This window comes from Oceanobacillus sp. CAU 1775, assembly GCF_054482815.1.
Map to the genome: position 1 here is coordinate 156,867 of NZ_JBTLRO010000006.1, position 19,317 is coordinate 176,183.

The 19,317-nt window shown below is 35.8% G+C and carries 20 protein-coding genes; 16 read left to right on the forward strand and 4 right to left on the reverse strand.

Going from position 1 to position 19,317, the window contains the following annotated elements:
- Positions 1-47 precede the first annotated feature (47 nt).
- Both ACXYMZ_RS12075 and ACXYMZ_RS12080 read left to right on the forward strand, forming a co-directional pair.
- Positions 48-1,043 (forward strand): glutaminase, encoded by a 996-nt coding sequence (locus tag ACXYMZ_RS12075; protein ID WP_458948657.1) that lies wholly within the window; start codon positions 48-50, stop codon positions 1,041-1,043.
- Positions 1,044-1,058: 15 nt separating this feature from the next.
- Positions 1,059-1,724: an SOS response-associated peptidase gene (locus ACXYMZ_RS12080; RefSeq protein ID WP_458948658.1), complete on the forward strand. Its 666-nt coding sequence runs from the start codon at positions 1,059-1,061 to the stop codon at positions 1,722-1,724.
- Between the two features lie 48 nt (positions 1,725-1,772).
- Here the strand turns inward: ACXYMZ_RS12080 and ACXYMZ_RS12085 are convergent, their stop codons facing one another.
- Positions 1,773-3,134, reverse strand: a complete 1,362-nt coding sequence (locus ACXYMZ_RS12085; RefSeq protein ID WP_458948659.1) for an alanine/glycine:cation symporter family protein — start codon at positions 3,132-3,134, stop codon at positions 1,773-1,775.
- A 273-nt stretch (positions 3,135-3,407) separates the two neighbouring features.
- Between ACXYMZ_RS12085 and ACXYMZ_RS12090 the strand changes: the two genes are divergently transcribed.
- The 14 genes from ACXYMZ_RS12090 to ACXYMZ_RS12155 all read left to right on the forward strand — a co-directional run bounded on the left by ACXYMZ_RS12090 (position 3,408) and on the right by ACXYMZ_RS12155 (position 17,226).
- Positions 3,408-3,683, forward strand: a complete 276-nt coding sequence (locus tag ACXYMZ_RS12090) for a YtxH domain-containing protein (protein WP_458948660.1) — start codon at positions 3,408-3,410, stop codon at positions 3,681-3,683.
- A gap of 81 nt (positions 3,684-3,764) precedes the next feature.
- A complete protein-coding gene (locus ACXYMZ_RS12095) occupies positions 3,765-4,583 on the forward strand; it encodes a YihY/virulence factor BrkB family protein (protein ID WP_458948661.1) in 819 nt (272 codons plus the stop codon).
- A 138-nt stretch (positions 4,584-4,721) separates the two neighbouring features.
- Positions 4,722-5,618: a transporter substrate-binding domain-containing protein gene (locus tag ACXYMZ_RS12100; RefSeq protein ID WP_458948662.1), complete on the forward strand. Its 897-nt coding sequence runs from the start codon at positions 4,722-4,724 to the stop codon at positions 5,616-5,618.
- Between the two features lie 12 nt (positions 5,619-5,630).
- Entirely contained in the window at positions 5,631-6,317 is a 687-nt protein-coding gene (locus tag ACXYMZ_RS12105; RefSeq protein ID WP_458948663.1) for an amino acid ABC transporter permease, read from the forward strand.
- A gap of 114 nt (positions 6,318-6,431) precedes the next feature.
- On the forward strand, positions 6,432-7,226 hold the full coding sequence (locus tag ACXYMZ_RS12110; RefSeq protein WP_458948664.1) for a YfkD family protein: 795 nt from the start codon (positions 6,432-6,434) through the stop codon (positions 7,224-7,226).
- Between the two features lie 132 nt (positions 7,227-7,358).
- A complete protein-coding gene (locus ACXYMZ_RS12115; RefSeq protein WP_458948665.1) occupies positions 7,359-8,672 on the forward strand; it encodes a Na+/H+ antiporter family protein in 1,314 nt (437 codons plus the stop codon).
- 49 nt (positions 8,673-8,721) lie between these two features.
- Complete coding sequence (gene pdaA, locus ACXYMZ_RS12120; RefSeq protein ID WP_458948666.1) at positions 8,722-9,501, forward strand: delta-lactam-biosynthetic de-N-acetylase; 780 nt, start codon at positions 8,722-8,724, stop codon at positions 9,499-9,501.
- A 154-nt stretch (positions 9,502-9,655) separates the two neighbouring features.
- On the forward strand, positions 9,656-11,230 hold the full coding sequence (gene mbcS / locus ACXYMZ_RS12125) for an acyl-CoA synthetase MbcS (RefSeq protein WP_458948667.1): 1,575 nt from the start codon (positions 9,656-9,658) through the stop codon (positions 11,228-11,230).
- Between the two features lie 15 nt (positions 11,231-11,245).
- Positions 11,246-11,611: a hypothetical protein gene (locus ACXYMZ_RS12130; RefSeq protein ID WP_458948668.1), complete on the forward strand. Its 366-nt coding sequence runs from the start codon at positions 11,246-11,248 to the stop codon at positions 11,609-11,611.
- A 421-nt stretch (positions 11,612-12,032) separates the two neighbouring features.
- Complete coding sequence (locus tag ACXYMZ_RS12135) at positions 12,033-14,177, forward strand: ATP-dependent Clp protease ATP-binding subunit (protein WP_458948669.1); 2,145 nt, start codon at positions 12,033-12,035, stop codon at positions 14,175-14,177.
- A 146-nt stretch (positions 14,178-14,323) separates the two neighbouring features.
- Positions 14,324-14,686, forward strand: a complete 363-nt coding sequence (locus ACXYMZ_RS12140; protein ID WP_458948670.1) for a VOC family protein — start codon at positions 14,324-14,326, stop codon at positions 14,684-14,686.
- A 610-nt stretch (positions 14,687-15,296) separates the two neighbouring features.
- Positions 15,297-15,662, forward strand: a complete 366-nt coding sequence (locus tag ACXYMZ_RS12145; RefSeq protein WP_458948671.1) for a GntR family transcriptional regulator — start codon at positions 15,297-15,299, stop codon at positions 15,660-15,662.
- Positions 15,663-16,520, forward strand: a complete 858-nt coding sequence (locus ACXYMZ_RS12150) for an ABC transporter ATP-binding protein (protein WP_458948672.1) — start codon at positions 15,663-15,665, stop codon at positions 16,518-16,520.
- Position 16,521: 1 nt separating this feature from the next.
- Positions 16,522-17,226: a hypothetical protein gene (locus ACXYMZ_RS12155; protein WP_458948673.1), complete on the forward strand. Its 705-nt coding sequence runs from the start codon at positions 16,522-16,524 to the stop codon at positions 17,224-17,226.
- A 39-nt stretch (positions 17,227-17,265) separates the two neighbouring features.
- Here ACXYMZ_RS12155 and ACXYMZ_RS12160 read toward each other — a convergent pair whose 3' ends face one another.
- The 3 genes from ACXYMZ_RS12160 to ACXYMZ_RS12170 are packed head-to-tail and all read right to left on the reverse strand — an operon-like array spanning position 17,266 to position 19,156.
- Positions 17,266-18,042, reverse strand: a complete 777-nt coding sequence (locus ACXYMZ_RS12160) for an ABC transporter permease (RefSeq protein WP_458948674.1) — start codon at positions 18,040-18,042, stop codon at positions 17,266-17,268.
- Entirely contained in the window at positions 18,042-18,947 is a 906-nt protein-coding gene (locus tag ACXYMZ_RS12165; RefSeq protein ID WP_458948675.1) for an ABC transporter ATP-binding protein, read from the reverse strand. The genes ACXYMZ_RS12160 and ACXYMZ_RS12165 overlap by 1 nt, the downstream gene beginning before the upstream one ends.
- Complete coding sequence (locus ACXYMZ_RS12170) at positions 18,947-19,156, reverse strand: PLD nuclease N-terminal domain-containing protein (protein WP_458948676.1); 210 nt, start codon at positions 19,154-19,156, stop codon at positions 18,947-18,949. Before ACXYMZ_RS12170 ends, ACXYMZ_RS12165 begins: the two co-directional genes overlap by 1 nt.
- Between the last annotated feature and the right edge of the window lie 161 nt (positions 19,157-19,317).

Here is a 19,317-nt window from a genome sequence, read left to right on the forward strand (position 1 = left end):
GGGGAGTATCCCTGCTACAATAAGCTTAGATTAGTGGAGGTGTTTCTATGGTACAAGGATCAGCAAACTGGAATACAGAATTAACCCAAGAATGGCTCCAGAATTATGTCGACGATTGGGTGAAATTTTACGGTAAACATACAGAAGATGGAAAACTGGCTTCATACATACCGGAATTACAATTAGCAGATCAAAATGCTTTGGGAATTACAATTATAGGGAATAATGGGATGGTCATTCGTTCTGGAGATGTTGATACTCCTTTTACCATTCAAAGTATTTCAAAAGTCTTTTCTTTCATTGTAGCTTGTATGGAAAGAGGGATTTCTTACGTTTTAAGCAGAGTAGATGTAGAACCAACAGGGGAAGCATTTAACTCCATCATGCATTTAGAAATGAAACAAATAAATAAACCATTTAATCCGATGGTTAATGCGGGAGCTATTACAGTAACATCTATGCTAGAAGGAAATACGCCTGAAGAGAAGCTTAGTGGGATTTTTGAACTTTTAGAGAAAATTCTTGGCTACCGACCATCAATCGATAAAGAAGTATATGATTCGGAAAAAACATCTTCTTTAAGAAATCGTGCAATCGGTTATTTTTTACTTGAGACGGGTGCCTTGGAATCAGATTTAGATATTACATTAGAAACTTACTTTAAACAATGTTCAATTCAGATTACGGTTGATGATTTAGCAAGGCTGGGAATGATTCTAGCAAATGATGGTGTTGATCGACTAACAGGTGAGGAAGTAATTCCCCGTCAAATTGCAAGACTTGCTAAAGTATTGATGCTTACTTGTGGAATGTACGATGCATCAGGAAAATTCGCAGCTTATGTTGGAATACCAGCAAAAAGTGGAGTGTCTGGTGGAATTATGGCTTCGACTCCACCAAGAGTTCGAGAAGAAATCCTTCCATTCATGGATGGCTGTGGAATCGGTATTTATGGGCCGTCACTTGATGAACAAGGAAACAGTATCGCAGGTATTCGCTTATTAAGACACATTGCTAGCCATTGGGATTTCAGTATTTTCTAAGGAGGCGAGGAATTTATGTGTGGAAGATATACCTTACTAGGTGACCAACTTGATTTTTTAGATGAGTTTGGTATTGAGGAACCGATTGCGGATTATAGAGAAAGTTATAATGTTGCTCCTGGTCAAGATGTTCTTGCAGTAATTCATGACGGAAATAATAAACGGGCCGGATATCTGCGCTGGGGTCTCGTACCATCATGGGCAAAAGATCCAAAAATTGGTTACAAAATGATTAATGCCAGAAGCGAAACTGCGCACGAAAAACCAAGCTTCAAACAATTAATGAGCCGCAAGCGCTGTTTAATAATTGCTGATAGTTTTTACGAATGGCAACAAACAGAGGAAGAAAAACTTGCGAAGCGAATTCAAGTAAAAGATAGAAAGTTTTTTGCCTTTGCTGGACTATGGGATAAATGGGTTCAGGATGATAAAACATTATTTACCTGCACAATCTTAACGAGAGATTCACAAGGCTTTATGAAAGATATTCATCATAGAGTTCCAATCATTTTACCGAAAGAAGCAGAAGATTCATGGATAGCTCCAGAACAGTATGCACCTATACAAGCAAAAACACTCTTAGACAGTGTAGAAGATCCGCCATTAGAAGCTTACACTGTTTCTAATTATGTAAATAAAGCACAGAATAATGATGAAAACTGTATTAGATCGTTAGTTTAAGAAAATCGCCTAGTTTGTAGACTAGGCGATTTTTTTAAATAGATTCAATTACGAAGCTCTTTTTGCTTCTTTTGCTGCTTCTTTTTCTTCTTTTGCTACTTTTAAGAAACGTTTTGTTTCATAGGCTACAACTCCGGATAGTCCAAGAAGTCCTATTAAGTTCGGTACAGCCATTAATGCGTTAAAGATATCTGCAAATAACCATACAACGTCAATCAATACGACTGCTCCTATGAAGACTACGGCAACCCATACGACTCGGTATATGGTTACAGCATGCGGACTCTTAAATAAATAGTTAAAACATTTTTCCCCGTAATAAGACCAACCAATGAGTGTCGAATATGCAAATAGAATCGTTGCTATACTAACAATATAAAGTCCAGGAGTTCCTAAGAAAGCACCAAATGACTCACCAGTTAATGCACCACCATCTAAACCTGACTGATGTAGGTCAGCCATTACAATCGTAATACCAGTAATACTACATACGATAATCGTATCAATGAATACTTGTGTCATGGAAACAAGACCTTGTCTCCCAGGATAATCTGTTTTAGCTGCTGCAGCTGCAATTGGAGCAGATCCTAGACCAGCTTCGTTAGAAAAGATTCCTCGAGCAATCCCGTAACGAATTACCGTACCTAAGATACCACCACCTACTGCACTAGCAGTAAAGGCATCTGTTATGATAATATTTATAGCTGTTGGTACGAGATCAAAGTTAAGTCCCATAATCAATAATCCACCGAAAACGTAGAAAACAGCCATTATTGGAACGAAAAATGCTGTGACTCGCCCAATACTCTTGATACCACCTAAAATAACCGCTGCTGTTATAATTGCTAGAATCGTTCCGGTTGCCCATGTAGGCACATTAAATGAATTTTCAGCGGCTGCAGATACAGAGTTTGCTTGTACCATATTTCCAATACCAAAAGCAGCAATAGAACCAAAAATTGCAAATAGAACAGCAAGCCACTTAGCGTTCAACCCCCGTTCAAGGTAATACATCGGGCCCCCAGCCATTTGACCTTTAGCATCTTTCACGCGGTATTTAACTGCCAGAACAGCTTCAGCATATTTCGTTGCCATACCAAAGATTGCCATGATCCACATCCAGAATACTGCACCTGGTCCCCCTGCAATAACAGCAGTAGCTACCCCAACAATATTACCAGTTCCAATTGTAGCAGCCATTGCAGTTGTCAATGCTTGATAGTGTGAAATGTCTCCTTCAGATAACTTATCTTGTTTCTTTGGGCTAAACGCGTTCAACAAAGCCGTTGGTAATGCGAAAATCTGAACAAATCCAAGTCTAAAAGTCAGATAAATCCCTGTGCCCACAATTAAAATCAATAAAGGCGGACCCCAAACGATACCACTTATCTTATCAAGCAAATCTACCACAAAATCATCCTCCCTTTTCTTTTAGAATTTATTTATACTATCTAATATTCCGAATATTAGAAGTAAAGTCAAGTCTTTTTTTAAAATGTTTTTAAAATTATTTTTGTTTTTGAGGTTTAACCCTTAATTTCTATAGTATTTCGACGTAAGTCTCATAAATAGACAAAATTTACACAGGTTTTTTTGCGTATCTGTCTCCCTTTCGCTTATAATGTAAGAAGTATAGAAATTAGTTTAGAAATAAATGATGATTGTATAAAGGAGAGATTCATTATGGGTAAAAGAAAATTATTAATTGGAGCAGTAGCAGGTGCAGTTCTTGGTGTGATCGCAATGCAGTTTGATAAGGAAACAAGAATGTATACAAGAAGTAGTATTGATAAATTAAAGATCGAAACGAATAACTTAATGAATAACCCAACAGAAGCAGTTCAATCTTTACGTGCAGCTGTTGATAAAGTAAATCACACAGTTAACTCGAGTGCCGACAGTACATACAATGCTTTAGAACAAGTTGAAAATACAATAAACAAATTCTTGAATAAATAATTTTACCACTCATACAATAGTCTACAAATGCCCCATCTACATTTTGTAATGGGGTAATTTCTATTAATAGGGGAAAAGCAAATGAAAAAGTTTATAAGAGAAGGAAAAAAATTCTATGAACGATTAGAGAATGTTGATGCATTTGGGTTGTCTGCCCAACTTGCATATTTTTTTCTGCTTTCTCTTTTTCCATTTTTACTTTTCCTAATTAATTTAATAGGTTATTTTCCTCTGAATGAAGATGTTGTATTAAATGCCATTGCAGATTTTGCTCCAGCTCAAGTAACGGAATTAATTCAGACAAATATTGAACCATTACTAAACGTACAAAATGGTGGGCTTTTATCTGTGGGAATTATTGGTACATTATGGGCAGCTTCAAATGGGATGAACGCAGTAACAAAGGCGATTAATCGCGCGTATGGGATCGAGCCAAAGCGGTCTTTCATTATGTATCGGCTCATCTCGATTTTATTAACAATCGCAATGTTTTTTGTTATTCTTATTGCACTTCTACTTCCCGTATTTGGACGAATGATTGGAGAGTATCTCTTTTCATTTATTGATTTGTCCGCGCAATTTTTACAAACATGGGAAACATTCCGCTGGGTTTCAAGTTCCATTATTTTCTTTGTAGCATTAATCTTTTTATACCGATTAGCACCACGACGTCGGGTATATTTCAAAGATATTGTTTGGGGCACATTATTTTCTACGATTAGCTGGCAGGTCGTCTCTTTTGGATTCTCCTTTTATGTTGGTACGCTGAGAAATTATTCTACGACGTATGGAAGCTTGGGAACTGTAATTGTTTTGATGGTTTGGTTTTATTTATTTGGCCTAATTGTTATCTTGGGTGGCGTTCTGAATGCATATGTTAGTGAAAGAAAAAAAGAATAAGCCGTTGAAACTTCATGATAATTCGTTTCTGTTATATTAACCTCATTTAGATAAAGACATAGTTCAATATACTTTATTTATAAAAGTATTCTGTGTTACACTAGGTGGGGTTAAAATAATATAACAGGGGAGATAAGTATGAAGAAAATAATTGCTATTATGACGTTTTTTGCATTCTTATTACTGCTTACGGCTTGTGGGAATGAAACACAAGGAGATAGTACAGATAATGCAGTAGAAGAAACACAGGATAATTCTGAATCAGTTATAGAAGACAAAAGATGGGAAGAAATAGAAGAGGCTGGAGAATTAGTAGTTGGTACATCTGGCACGTTAATTGCTGCATCATTTTATGATGAAAATGATGAGCTTACAGGTTATGACGTTGAAGTTTTAAAGGAAGTAGCAAGCCGTTTGGATCTTGAAGTTTCATTTGAAATTATGGGTGTAGACAGTATGCTACCAGCTATTCAAAGTGGCAGGATTGATGTAGCTGCAAATGATATGACCGTTACAGAGAGACGATTAGAAGAATTTAATTTTAGTGTTCCTTATAAATATTCATATACAACGATGGCTGTTCGAACAGAAGATAATTCGGGCATTGAAAATTTAGAAGATCTAGAAGGCAAAAAAGCTGGTGGAGGAGCCACTACAGTATATAGTCAAATTGCTGAGTACTATGGGGCGGAAGTTGTGACATATGGAAATGCTCCAAACGAAGCTTATTTAAGAGATGTTCATAACGGCAGAACAGACTTAGTAATGAATGATTATTATTTAACTAAATTCGGTGTTGCAGCATTTCCTGATTTTGATATCCATCTTCATCCAACACTGAAATTTTATCCAACTGAACAAGCTGTTATCATCCCTAAGGGTGCAGAAACGATAACAGAAAAAATAAATGAAGTATTACAAGAGATGCATGAAGATGGAACCTTAACTGAATTAGCAACTAGATTTTATGAAGAAGATGCATCGAAAAAGCCTGAAGGAGAAATTGAAGAAATAGATGCTGATATCCAATTATAGGAGTAAATAATAATGATGAACTTCTCTCAGATTGATATAAGCAATCTTTTTGACGTAGAGCTTGCAATAAGAAGCTTACCGTTTGTTCTGGAAGGGCTTTGGATGACGGTAGGAATAACAATTGCTGGAATGCTAATTGGACAAAGCCTCGGATTGCTCTTAGCACTTACAAGAGGATCAAAATATTTTTTACTACGGCTACCAACGAGAGTTTATATTTCATTTATGCGTGGAACACCAATGCTTGTATTTCTCTTTATTCTTTATTTTGGTTTGCCAGTCGTAGGAATAGAATTTACAGCAATCACAGCTGCCATTATCGGATTTGGATTAAATAGTGCTGCCTATTTGGCAGAGGTTGACCGAGCTGCGATAAATAGTGTGGATAAAGGACAATGGGAAGGTGCTAAAGCACTCAACTTGCCATACTGGCTAACGCTGCGAAAGATTATATTACCACAAGCCGTCCGAATTGCACTTCCACCTACAACAAATGTAATGATGGATATGCTCAAGGCAACATCACTTGCAGCAGTAATTACTGTGCCAGAGCTATTTCAAAAAACACAAATTGTTGCTGGAAGAGAGTACGATGCAATGACGATGTATATACTAGTTGCCTTAATCTACTGGCCACTATGTATTATAATCGGGATGTTTCAGAATTATTTAGAAAAGAGATTTAGTAGATATATCTAACGGAGAACATGTACATTCCTTCTAAAGGGATTGTGCATGTTTTTTTTATTCTTATCTTTCATGTATATTTATCTGTTTGTCGAAAAAACTAGGAGAAAAGAAAGGACGAGACGAATGTATAAAAACATACTAGTAATCACTACGATCGCTTTTATAAATCTCTTTGCTTTTACAACTATGAGTTCTGCTGAAGAACAAAAGCAAGAAGGAAATGAGTTTCAAATCCCGAGTCATGTGTTAGATATATCTCAAGAAAATACTTTCTCCAATGAAACGGAGGACTACGAACAGATAGAGGCAAGTGAACAGACAACAGAGTTGATAGAAAATGCGAATGTCAAAATTAAAAATGCTGATATGATCCAGTTATTAAACGAAACAACAATTAAACCCTCACCAATTGGAATTGGTTACCGTGGAATGATTTACCTTGGAAGATGGCCATTGTTATATGAATCAGAAGAAACATCCATCAACTGGGAGTACCAATCCATTAATAAAAATCAGTTGAATAATAGCTCTGATACACAACAAGAAATGACTTATACTCAACAGGAAAATAAAGAGGTAAAAGGTGCACTGACAAGTAAAATTGCAAATCCAGATACGGTAAGAAGAATGATTGTTGAAAATGCGAAAGAAAAAACAAATTTGCCGCTCGCATTTAAAGCAACAGTTGGTCGAAATACAAAAACGCCGAGCACGTATCAAGTCGCTGCACAAAAAACGGGACATCTGGAAGCGTATGTACCAGCGGTAAATGAAAAGGGAGAAATAACATTTGGTGAAGTATATATTGAGCTAAAGGGAACAAAGAAAAGTTTAGTCGTTAAAAATGTAACAAAACAGAAGATTGGTGCCTGGCTACCAATCCAAGATCATGTTTCTTATTCTTTTCAACTGAAGTAATATAAGGGATTCAAAAGTTACTAGAACAACAAACCTCATTTCTTAAAAATAACACTTGCATTTATCGCTTCACTACTTTATCATGATAAAGTAGTGAAGCGATTATATTATTTTTGAAAAGGGGTATTTTTAGTGGAGTGGGTTGTCGTTGTATCTGTCTTGGTCTTGACAATTTTAAGTCTCTTGCGCGTGAACGTTATCTTAGCAATACTCGCAGCAGGAATTGTCGCAGGACTTATGGCAGATTTGTCATTTGTGGATTCAATTAAACTATTAGTAAGCGGGATGGGTGGCCAATCCAATACTGCTCTAAGTTACATTTTATTAGGAGCTTTTGCAATAGCTATTAGTTATACCGGAATTACTGGACTTTTAGTGAAATTATTAATTGATAAATTAACTGGAAAAAGGACAATGATTGTTCTTGTTATCGCTGGTGTGGCTTCTTTGTCACAAAACTTAGTTCCAGTACATATTGCTTTTATTCCAATTTTAATTCCACCATTATTAAAGCTGTTTGATCAAATGCGTTTGGATCGTCGCGCAATCGCAACGGCATTAACCTTTGGATTAAAAGCACCTTATCTTATGATTCCAGCAGGATTTGGATTAATATTCCATGGAATTATTGTTGATGGTCTAGCAGAAAATGGTGTGATTTTAACAGTTAAAGACACTGCATTAGCGATGCTAATTCCTGGGCTTGGTATGGTTGTAGGGTTATTAATTGCAGTTTTTATTACGTACAGAAAAGAAAGAGATCCAATCTTGGGTTCAGGTGGGACAGCTTCATTGAATGTAGAGGAATCAATTGTTGAAGTGAATCGTTTTACAAAAGAACACTTCCTTACAATTATTGCAATAGTTGCAGCTTTGGTTGTACAAATTTACACAGAGAATTTAATTCTCGGTGCACTAACAGGATTGCTACTTATGTTCGTATTTCTAGTAGTTCCATACCGAAAATTGGAAACGGTGATGAGTCAGGGTATTGGAATGATGGGTATGATTGCATTCATTATGCTTGTAGCTTCGGGCTATGGAACTGTACTTCAAGAAACAGGGGCAGTAGATGCACTTGTTGAAGTCTCATCAACCTATCTACAAAGTAACCAAGCATTGATTGCAATTATCTTATTACTTGTTGGGCTTGTAGTTACATTGGGAATAGGTTCATCTTTTGGTACGGTACCTATCATTGTATCGTTATACGTTCCTATCTGTTTAAGCGCAGGATTTTCACCAATGGCTATTGCAGCTTTAATTGGTACTGCGGGAGCTCTTGGTGATGCAGGATCACCTGCATCAGATAGTACATTAGGTCCGACTTCGGGATTAAATGCTGATGGGAACCATAATCATATCTGGGATACTGTTGTTCCTACATTTATTCACTACAATATCCCGTTAATTATCTTTGGTTGGATTGCGGCACTTGTTTTATAGAATAATATGCATTACAAATGGATAAAGTAAGGAAAAAAGGTGGATGCTTATGAAGCGAATTTTATTACCAAGCCTGTTTTTCCTCATCATTATCCAATTATTTTCTATTGATACAGTGAATGCATACGGCTGGGGATATAAGAAAAATACGAATGGGGAAGCACCAGAAATTGGCGTTTATCATGAGATTTTAAAAAAGTATGGTGCCTATTACCTCGATGATTCAGGCGAAAAAAATATATATTTAACTTTCGATAATGGTTATGAAGAGGGTTATACACCCGTAATATTAGATGTGTTAAAAAAAGAAGCTGTGCCAGGTCTGTTTTTTGTAACTGGCCACTATGTTGAATCTCGTCCTGACTTAGTAAAAAGGATGGTTGATGAAGGACATATCATTGGAAATCATTCTTATCACCATCCAGATTTCTCTATTTTAACGAAGGATGCCATGCGAGCTGAATTAGAAGATCTTGAAGCAAAGGTTGCAGAGGTAACTGATCAAAAAGAGTTAAAATATGTACGACCACCACGAGGGATATTTAATGAACGCACATTGGAATGGGCAAATGATTTAGGATATATTCATGTGTTTTGGTCCATTGCATTTAAGGATTGGGAGACAAAGAATCAAAAAGGCTGGCAGTATGCTTATGAAGAAGTAATGGATCAAGTACATCCAGGAGCGATTATTTTATTGCATACCGTCTCCAAGGATAATGCAGAGGCTCTGACAGTGCTCATTAAAGAATTGCGTGAACAAGGTTATACTTTCAAGAGTTTAGATGACCTCGTTCTAAAAGAACAATTGCCTAATGGATTATATTAAAAGATGAGACTTACTACTTGATTGTGGTAAGTCTCTTTTTATACCTAAAGTTACTATAATATTAAAAATAATAAGTAAAAAATAGTATAGATAGTTTCAAGTTTTCTGATGTTTTGTTATAATGTAAAAAACTTACTTGAAAGTGGTGACCATGATGAAGAGAGAAGAACTAATCGCACCTAAGAAATATAATATTGTTATGGAAGTTGAAAAATATTCATCAGATACAGATAAGAAGGCATTAATCTGGCTGGACGAAAATAATAATAGAAAAGAAATCACTTATCAAGCACTTATCAGAAATTTGAATAAAATTGGAAATATCTTTTTAAATAGTGGATTAGAAAGAGGCGACAAAGTACTGATTATTATGCCAAGACTCATTGAAACGTATGAAGTATATTTGGCAGCACTAAAAACAGGTATTATTATCATTCCAAGCTCAGAAATGTTGAAGGTGAATGATCTGGAATATCGTATAAATCATGGAGAGGTAAGTGGAATTATTAGCTTCCATGAATATACAGCTGAGCTGGAAAAACTTAAAAATTATGATTCACTGAAGAAATTTATTATTGGTCAGCCAAAGGAAGGCTGGGTATTTATTGATGAAGAAAAAGCAGAAGCTTCCCCAGACTTAGAAATGGTGGATACGACACGCGATGATATTGCATTTTTACCTTATACATCAGGTACTACAGGTAATCCCAAGGGTGTTGTTCATACACATGGTTGGGGATTTGCACATCTTAAAACTGCCCCAGAAAATTGGCTAGGAATTAATGAAGGCGACAATGTTTGGGCAACAGCTGGACCTGGATGGCAAAAGTGGATTTGGAGTCCATTCCTATCTGTCTTAGGATCTGGTGCAACAGGTTTTATTTATGCAGGGAAGTTTCACCCAGGAACATATTTGCAGCTTCTTGAAGAGAATGAAATTAATGTGCTTTGCTGTACACCAACTGAATATCGTATTATGGCGAAGACAGATAATCTTGAAGACTATAAACTTACGCATTTAAATAGCGCAGTATCTGCTGGTGAACCGTTAAACGTAGAAGTAATTGATGTATTTCAGAAACATTTTAATGTGACCGTTCGCGACGGCTATGGGCAAACAGAGAATACATTGCTTTTAGGCGTTACCAAGGATATGGAAGTGAAGCCTGGCTCGATGGGTAAACCAACTCCAGGGAATGCTGTAGAGATAATCGATGAAGATGGAAATCCTGTACCTGTAAATGAAGTCGGAGATATCGCTGTTCCACTAAATAGTCCTGCTTTATTTAGAGAATACTATAAAGATATGGAACGGACGAAACTTTCCCGTAGAGGAAACTACTATATTACAGGTGACCAAGCAAGAAAAGACGAAGACGGCTATTTCTGGTTTGAAGGACGTCGTGACGATATTATTATAAGTTCAGGTTATACGATTGGACCGTTTGAAGTAGAAGATGCACTTATCAAACATCCTTATGTTCAAGAGTGCGCAGTTGTAGGAACTCCTGATGAGATTCGTGGCAATATCGTAAAAGCATTTATTGTATTGAAACAAAATGTCGATAAAGATGATCCAAACCTAATTAAAAACTTACAGGATCATGTAAAAGAATTAACAGCTCCATATAAATACCCAAGAGAAATTGAATTTATTGAAGAATTACCGAAAACAACTTCAGGTAAAATAAGAAGAATTGAATTACGCCAACGTGAAAAGAATAAATAATGAAAAGGTGACATTTTGCTAATTTTAACCTTACTATATTTTGCATGCTTTACAGTGCTACTTGCATACGATTATTTTCCAGCAATCTCTAATGTCTTGGCAATCCCAGATTCAGTATTTATTTTAATATTACTAAGTATCATCGTTCTAGGTGTAGCCATAAGTAAATTAAAAGGCTTAAGTAATAAAACAACTTTAAAACTGCAACTAGTAACGACATTATATATTTTATTTTTAGTTGTATTATTTACGGTTTTGGGTGGAAAATCTACCGTTGGGCTATCACTGACAAATGAAATCTTTTGGATTGTATTCGTCATTTGGCTTGTTGACATTTATATCCGCTGGAAAAGAGAAAGTAAACTACGAGTAGTACGCTGAATAAATATAAAGAAATACATTCCATTTATAGTGGGTGTATTTCTTTTTTACTATTCATTTGAATTCATAAATTGTTTTAGATTTATTATGATGGGTAGATTGTAATTCATCTTGTTTTTTATAAAGACTATATATTAGCTTATTGTTGATACTTCATCGATTAAGAAGTAAGAAAACTAGAATGAGCTAAGGAAGTATCCGGAGACTCACCAGTCGCCTAAGGATGCACGTAGTATATTTCCAAAGCGGGTATCTGCTCGTGCCAACATGGAACTTTAGCAGAGACATATTAAAACAATCAAAAATTCTTAAACAAAATACTTGAAAGTCAAAGAAGGTCAGAGTATAATAAAATCATAGTCAAAGATAGTCAAAGTCAAAGTTAATATAAATGATTGAAAATAATAAGGAGGAATTTTAAATGAAATGTCAACAATGTGGTACAAACGATGCAAATGTAAATGCAGCAGTGCAGGTTAACGGCCAACGAATGGAAATTCATTTATGTCATTCCTGCTTCAGTGAAATGCAAGGCAAAATGATGAATAATGCAAATGATTTCTTTTCAAATATGAATTTCGATAAGGCTCAAAATCCATTTGAGGACAATCAATTTTTCCAAGCGAATGCTTCACAACGAGCAGGAACGAAAACGAAGCAAAAAGCGAAAAAAGGTAAAGGTCTAATTGATCAACTTGGTAAGAATTTAACAGATTCTGCAAGAGCAGGAGAAATTGACCCGATCATCGGTCGTGATAATGAGATTAAACGTGTGATTGAAACACTAAATAGAAGAAACAAAAATAACCCTGTTCTAATTGGTGAGCCAGGTGTTGGTAAAACAGCAATCGCTGAAGGTCTAGCACTGAAAATCATTGAAGGAAATGTACCTTCTAAACTTTTATCGAAGGAAGTATATTTACTTGATGTGGCTTCTCTAGTTGCAAACACTGGAATCCGTGGGCAATTTGAAGAAAGAATGAAAAAACTGATTGCAGAACTTCAAAAGAGAAAAGACGTTATTCTTTTCATCGATGAAATTCATCTAATTGTTGGAGCAGGTACAGCTGAAGGCTCACAAATGGATGCAGGTAATATTCTAAAACCAGCACTTGCTCGAGGAGAAATGCAGCTTATTGGTGCAACAACATTAAAAGAGTATCGTCAAATTGAAAAAGACGCTGCCCTTGAACGTCGTTTACAACCAATTACTGTTAAAGAACCTACATTAGAAGAAGCAGTACAAATTTTACATGGAATCAAAGATCGCTATGAGAAATTCCATGAAGTGAATTATTCTGATGAAGTGATTGATTCATTTGTTAGCTTATCGAATCGTTACATCCAAGACCGTTTCCTACCAGACAAGGCAATTGATTTAATGGACGAGGTTGGATCACGATTAAACTTAAACAACTCTCAGCAAGATTCAGCGTCATTAAAAGAACGTTTGGATGAAATCGTAGCTGAAAAACAAGAAGCAGCAGACCGTGAAGATTACGAACTTGCAGCGAATTTAAGATACCAAGAAATCCAGTTACAAAAGCAATTAGAAAAAGCATCAGATGACGAAAAAGTTCATGATGTAACTATTTCAGATGTACAATTAATTGTAGAAGAAAAAACAGGAATCCCTGTAACTAAGATGCAGGCAGAAGAACAACAGCAAATGAAGCATCTTGACGAGAACTTACGTAAAAAAGTAATCGGTCAAAACGAAGCTGTTGCGAAGGTTGCAAAAGCAATTCGTCGTAGCCGTGCAGGATTAAAATCTAAATATCGTCCAATTGGTTCCTTCCTATTTGTTGGACCAACAGGTGTTGGTAAAACAGAATTAACAAAAGTATTAGCTGAAGAACTATTTGGTAAACGAGATGCACTCATTCGCTTAGATATGAGTGAATATATGGAGAAGCACTCGGTCTCTAAGATTATCGGTTCACCTCCAGGATATGTTGGTCATGAGGAAGCAGGTCAACTAACGGAAAAAGTACGTCATAACCCGTACTCCATCATTCTGTTGGATGAAATTGAAAAAGCACATCCGGATGTTCAAAATATGTTCCTTCAAATTATGGAAGATGGTCAACTAACAGATTCACAAGGGCGTACAGTTAGCTTTAAAGAATCTGTAATCATCATGACAAGTAATGCTGGAACAGGATCTAAACAAGTAAATGTTGGATTTAACAGCACGAAACACGATTCTGTAATTACTTTAGAGAGCTTAAGCAATTACTTCAAACCAGAATTTCTAAATAGATTTGATGCGATTGTTGAGTTCAACGAGCTATCAGAAGATAATTTACTTCATATCGTTGACCTTATGCTCACAGAGCTTCAAGATGCAATTGAAGAAAATAATATCACTATCACAATCACAGATGCTGCCAAAGAAAAGTTAGTTAAACTAGGCTATGACCCAAGATTTGGTGCAAGACCATTACGTCGTGTCATCCAAGATAAAATCGAAGACCAACTAACAGATTTAATTCTTGAAGCAGATGCTGTAGAAAATGTGCATATTGATGTTGTAGAAGATGAAATCGTAGTAGAACAAGTATAATCATGAAACTCCCACTGACATTAAGTTAGTGGGAGTTTTTGTGTTAGATAAGTATTATTTATCACTTCGTATCTGAAAGATGTATTATAATTATTGCTTTAAGTATATTACGATAGAACAGAGGATGAATTTAGAGGGGAGAGAAAATGATTGTTGGTATCCATCATGCACAAATCACAATTCCTAAAGGTATGGAAGACGCAGCAAGAGATTTTTATTGCGGGGTATTAGGTTTAAAGAAAATCGAAAAACCAGAAACCCTAAATGGACGAGGTGGCTTCTGGCTTAAGGTAGGCGAGTTAGAATTACATGTCGGAACAGAAGACAGCGCAGAGAGAGCAAACACAAAAGCCCATGTAGCATACCAAGTAAACGATATATCCTATTGGAAAGAAACGCTCCGAAAAAATAATACCGAAATATTAACATCCATTGCCATCCCAAGCTATGACAGATTTGAATTTAGAGATCCATTTGGGAATAGAGTAGAAATGATCCAGTCAATTTAAAAGCAATCTTAGCCAAGACCAGAGATAATTCTCTGGTTTTTTTATTTTATAAGCTGTGTAAATTTATTAATGTACCTTCAACGGTTAAGAATTGAGAGTAATTGAGTCTTAGGTACATATAGGAGTAGCCTTCAATAAGGAGAATGGTGGCTAACAAAAGCATTCAATCGGTCGCTAAGTCAAAATAGCCAAAATAGCGACCGATAAACTGATCTTATCGGTCGCTAAAATCAATGCAGTCAAATTAGTAACCAATAAACCAATTTTATTGGTCGCTAAAATCAATGTAGTTATATTAGTAACCGATAAACGCATTTTATTGGTTGCTAAACTGACATAGCTATATTAGTGACCGACAAACCCATTCAATCAATTACAAAAAAATCTGAATACCAATTAACACATCCTATCCGTCAAGAATCTTCAACCATCATCGGAAATAAGTAACTACATTTCCAGTGCGACATACATCATCTAACTGTTTAAAAATCCCCACTTTTAAAATAATCAAAATATTTTTCAAAGAAACTATTGACATTCAAGCTGATTAGTTATATGGTTAGTTACACAAGTAATTAACCAATGAACAAGACGTTAAAGGAGGTAAATAATGAGTAACCAATTAGATGATACAAAGCCAATTTTCCTCCAAATTAAAGAGAATATAGAAGACACCATTATTAGTGGTTCATTAAAAGCGGGAGAAAGAGTACCTTCGACAAATGAATTTGCTGCATTTTACAAGATCAATCCTGCGACAGCTGCTAAAGGAGTTAATGAGTTAGTTAGTGAGGATATTCTATTCAAACGAAGAGGTGTTGGGATGTTTGTAACTGAAAATGCACGTGAATTATTGGTCTCCAGATATAAGGAAAATTTTTACGAAGAATTTGTTAAACCACTGAAGCAAGCGGCTGTAAAACTTGAAATTGATGAGAAAGAATTAATTGATATGCTAAAAAAGGAGGAATCCTAAATGAAAATTGAAGTTCGAGGATTAACTAAGAAGTACGGAGAAAAAGTAGCTTTAGATAATCTTACTTTTACACTTGAAGGAACTAAAATTTATGGTTTACTCGGAAGAAATGGTGCTGGAAAGACGACGTTTATGGATATCCTATCTGGACAAATTTTAGCTGATGCTGGTGAAATTTTAATTAACGGAGAAAGTCCTTTTGACAATCAAAATTTAATTGAATCAATTTGTTTAATTAAGGAAGGTAATAACTTCAAGGATGGTTTAAAGATTCGTCATATATTAAAGATCTATTCACATTTTTATCCGAATTGGGATCAACAATTTGCTGAAGAATTGATCGCTGAATTCAATCTTGATTTAAATGCAACGATAAAATCACTTTCGAAAGGGATGGAATCAGCGGTAGGTATTACTGTAGGTCTGGCAAGTAAAGCTCCAATCACGGTTTTTGATGAACCATATATTGGTCTCGATGCACCATCTAGAAAAAGATTTTATGAAATTTTATTAGAAGAATTCCAAGAAAATGCCCGTATGATTATTTTGTCGACGCATTTAATAGACGAAGTGAGTTTGTTGTTTGAAGAGGTACTGATTTTAAAAGAAGGCAAGCTAGAATTACATGAAGAGACAGATTTTCTACGTGAACAGATCGTTTCAGTTACTGGAAAAGTAGAAGATGTTACAGCTTTCATTATTGAGAAAGAAGTCATCGATAAAAAACAACTAGCTGGTATGATGACAGCTTATGTTTATGGCACAAAAGAAGAGGCAGTCCGAGTGGGGCTTAAAGTAGAAGGGATTCCAATTCAGGATCTCATGATTTATCTAACGGAAAGAAAGCGTGGTGCCTAAAATGAACCGACAAATTAAAGGATTACTATATTTTTTCTTAACTGATGTCAGATACTCGTTCTTCATATTTTGGTCAATTTTATTAGGAATTCTTCTTCTCTCGTTAGGAATTGCATATTTCTTACTTGATGTTGAAGGTGGCTTCTTTGCATTCGGATTCCCATTCGCGACGTATTTTAATGTTTTATTCTTAGGATTTATCACGGTGAAAGAAACGATAAGCTTTGCTCTCCGAGTAGGTGCAATAAGAAGAAATATATTCTTAGCAACGGGGTTATTCTTTCTAGGTTATGCAATTTTTATTGCAGTATTATCAAGCACGATTCAGTTCCTGGTCTCTCTATTTACCGATGCGATTAATTTACATTCGTTTCGTTTCTTGCATACAGCTGAAATGTTAGGTGAAGATACATGGTTAACAAGAGTGCTAGTCGACACGGTGGTACTATTCTTCATTCTTGTTGTCACTTATTTATTCGGACTCCTATTTTATAGAGGCGGGGTTCTCGTTAGCGGAATCGTTTTAGGGGTACTTGGAGTAATATTGCTTTTAGGTGTAACCCAAGGTTGGTTAATCGATCAAATGGTGCAAATAGCACGAAACCTAGATTTATTATTCTTTGCCCAGATGTTTGTCATCGGGATGATTATATACTTCTTCACTTATCTACTCATACGAAGAATTACGATTGTAAAAGCAAGATAAAAAATCAGGAAGAGCAAATAACAAGCTCTTCCTGATTTTTTATTCTGCGTGTTCCTTATTTTTAAATATATAGCTTCCAACAATGAGAAGTAGGATCGAGAGTAGGACTGTGAAAATAGATGCTCCATATAAATCGGTAGGAATTTCACCAGAAACCAATGCTTCATGAATATAAGTTGATATATGGTTCGGGCTCCAGTTAAATCTTTCACCAAGTAGCATTGTCACTAGATTGAAGGCGAGTAGTGTAGCAATTGTCAAGAATGCTACGAGTCCAGGTGACTTACTAACCGTATTATAAAAGATAGATAAACTCACTACTAGTAATAACCATAAACTATAAAAGACGATAAGAATCAAAAGGTCACCGACAGAAATAAATTCATATAAAACACCAATATAATACCAAGCTGCAAGCATGCTGATAACAAAAGCACTTAAAGTAAGTGTAAGTAATGCAGTCCATTTGCTTAAAACATATGCTGAGAAAGAAACAGGTTTCACTAGAATGAGCTCGGCAACACCAGATTTTCTTTCCCCTGAAATCATGGACATGGAACTTAGTGCAATTATTAAAACGCCAAGCGTACTAAGCTGTCCCAAACTCATCATGATTACTTCGATATTCGATGGCTCTGGAAAATCTATTACTGCACCATCAGGTAATCCACCGACAGCATCAAGGATTTGTGGCATATAATAGGTTGTAATCGGGTCCATTACTGCAAGAAGTACAAAGACCAAAGGAACCCAGATCCACTTGCGGTCACGCCAAAAATTCAGCATTTCTTTCTTAAAAAGAATATAGCTTTGCATTATTGACTCACCGCTTTCATAAATAATTCTTCTAAAGAAGCACGGTTTACTTCAAAATGAATTATAGGTAATTTTTCTTCTGAGATTAGGGTCAATAATTCAGTTCGAGCTTCCGCAATATTTTCAGTGACTACCTTAATTGTATTTTTCTCTATTAAACTTTTAGAAACACTAGGAAGAGCATTTATTTGTTGCAAGATATTTTCATGATTTTCCTGGAAAGATAACTCGATAATTGATGTCTGGTATTTATTTCGTAAAGTTGTTAGCTTACCAGACTCAATAATTTTACCGTGATTTAATAGAATGAGTTCATCACTTACTTCTTCAGCATCATTTAAGATATGGGTAGAAAAAAGGATAGTCATTTCCTTTTTTAATTCTTCCATTAGCGATAGTATTTCTCTGCGCCCAATTGGATCTAATGAAGACACCGGCTCGTCAAGCATGAGAAGCTGAGGAGAATGAATCATTGCTTGCGCTATCCCTAAGCGTTGCTTCATTCCACCAGAATAAGTACTGATTCGTTTGTTTAGAGCATCAGCTATTCCGACGCGCACCATTAAACTTTCAGCTCTCTCTTTCGCTACGTTTCTTTTAAGATGTGCTAATTCACCGCTAAAAATAAGAAATTCAAGTCCCGTCATCCAACTAGGAAAAACAGGATACTGTGGCAAATAGCCAATAAACTTGCGGATATCAGTAGTTGCATTTGCTTCAGAAAAAACCACCTTGCCACTCGTTGGTTTTAAGAGCCCAGCTAGAATTCGAATGGTAGTTGTTTTACCAGCGCCATTTGGGCCAAGAAGAGCAATGCATTTACCATAATCAAGAGAGAAGCTAATGTTATCTACAACCTTTGTATCTTTGAATTGTTTTGTGAGTGAATCAACAGTTAGTAACATTAGGCATCCCTTCTCTTTCCGAAGATAAAGTACAATACTGGGCCGAGAATATTACCTAAAATAATGACTACAAGCCATACCCAGCGGTTCCCTCGTATTTGGTTTTCATTTTTTATCCAGTCCATTACGGCAATAACTAGTAACACTCCTTGAATAAGTAAGATAGGTAATAGTAATTCCAAATTGATCGATGAAAGTATTTTTTCCATTGTAAAACCTCCTTTTTATGAATGCTCTTTTTAAGCTCCTTCTTGTCGTGAGGATAGACTCGCTTCGGAAATATACTTCGCTTTCCGCGGGCGGCTGGTGAGCTTCCATCCCGCAGGAGTCTTCGTATATTTCCGAAGCTCATATAGTCTTCTTATTTCTT

What these genes read in the sequence shown, in the direction of transcription:
- ACXYMZ_RS12145 (WP_458948671.1), top strand. Translation starts at nt 15,297, where the DNA reads ATGAGTAACCAATTAGATGATACAAAGCCAATTTTCCTCCAAATTAAA.
- ACXYMZ_RS12090 (WP_458948660.1), top strand. Translation starts at nt 3,408, where the DNA reads ATGGGTAAAAGAAAATTATTAATTGGAGCAGTAGCAGGTGCAGTTCTT.
- ACXYMZ_RS12135 (WP_458948669.1), top strand. Translation starts at nt 12,033, where the DNA reads ATGAAATGTCAACAATGTGGTACAAACGATGCAAATGTAAATGCAGCA.
- mbcS (WP_458948667.1), top strand. Translation starts at nt 9,656, where the DNA reads ATGAAGAGAGAAGAACTAATCGCACCTAAGAAATATAATATTGTTATG.
- ACXYMZ_RS12080 (WP_458948658.1), top strand. Translation starts at nt 1,059, where the DNA reads ATGTGTGGAAGATATACCTTACTAGGTGACCAACTTGATTTTTTAGAT.
- ACXYMZ_RS12160 (WP_458948674.1), bottom strand. Translation starts at nt 18,042, where the DNA reads ATGCAAAGCTATATTCTTTTTAAGAAAGAAATGCTGAATTTTTGGCGT.
- pdaA (WP_458948666.1), top strand. Translation starts at nt 8,722, where the DNA reads ATGAAGCGAATTTTATTACCAAGCCTGTTTTTCCTCATCATTATCCAA.
- ACXYMZ_RS12100 (WP_458948662.1), top strand. Translation starts at nt 4,722, where the DNA reads ATGAAGAAAATAATTGCTATTATGACGTTTTTTGCATTCTTATTACTG.
- ACXYMZ_RS12155 (WP_458948673.1), top strand. Translation starts at nt 16,522, where the DNA reads ATGAACCGACAAATTAAAGGATTACTATATTTTTTCTTAACTGATGTC.
- ACXYMZ_RS12075 (WP_458948657.1), top strand. Translation starts at nt 48, where the DNA reads ATGGTACAAGGATCAGCAAACTGGAATACAGAATTAACCCAAGAATGG.
- ACXYMZ_RS12150 (WP_458948672.1), top strand. Translation starts at nt 15,663, where the DNA reads ATGAAAATTGAAGTTCGAGGATTAACTAAGAAGTACGGAGAAAAAGTA.
- ACXYMZ_RS12165 (WP_458948675.1), bottom strand. Translation starts at nt 18,947, where the DNA reads ATGTTACTAACTGTTGATTCACTCACAAAACAATTCAAAGATACAAAG.
- ACXYMZ_RS12105 (WP_458948663.1), top strand. Translation starts at nt 5,631, where the DNA reads ATGATGAACTTCTCTCAGATTGATATAAGCAATCTTTTTGACGTAGAG.
- ACXYMZ_RS12095 (WP_458948661.1), top strand. Translation starts at nt 3,765, where the DNA reads ATGAAAAAGTTTATAAGAGAAGGAAAAAAATTCTATGAACGATTAGAG.
- ACXYMZ_RS12170 (WP_458948676.1), bottom strand. Translation starts at nt 19,156, where the DNA reads ATGGAAAAAATACTTTCATCGATCAATTTGGAATTACTATTACCTATC.
- ACXYMZ_RS12110 (WP_458948664.1), top strand. Translation starts at nt 6,432, where the DNA reads ATGTATAAAAACATACTAGTAATCACTACGATCGCTTTTATAAATCTC.
- ACXYMZ_RS12140 (WP_458948670.1), top strand. Translation starts at nt 14,324, where the DNA reads ATGATTGTTGGTATCCATCATGCACAAATCACAATTCCTAAAGGTATG.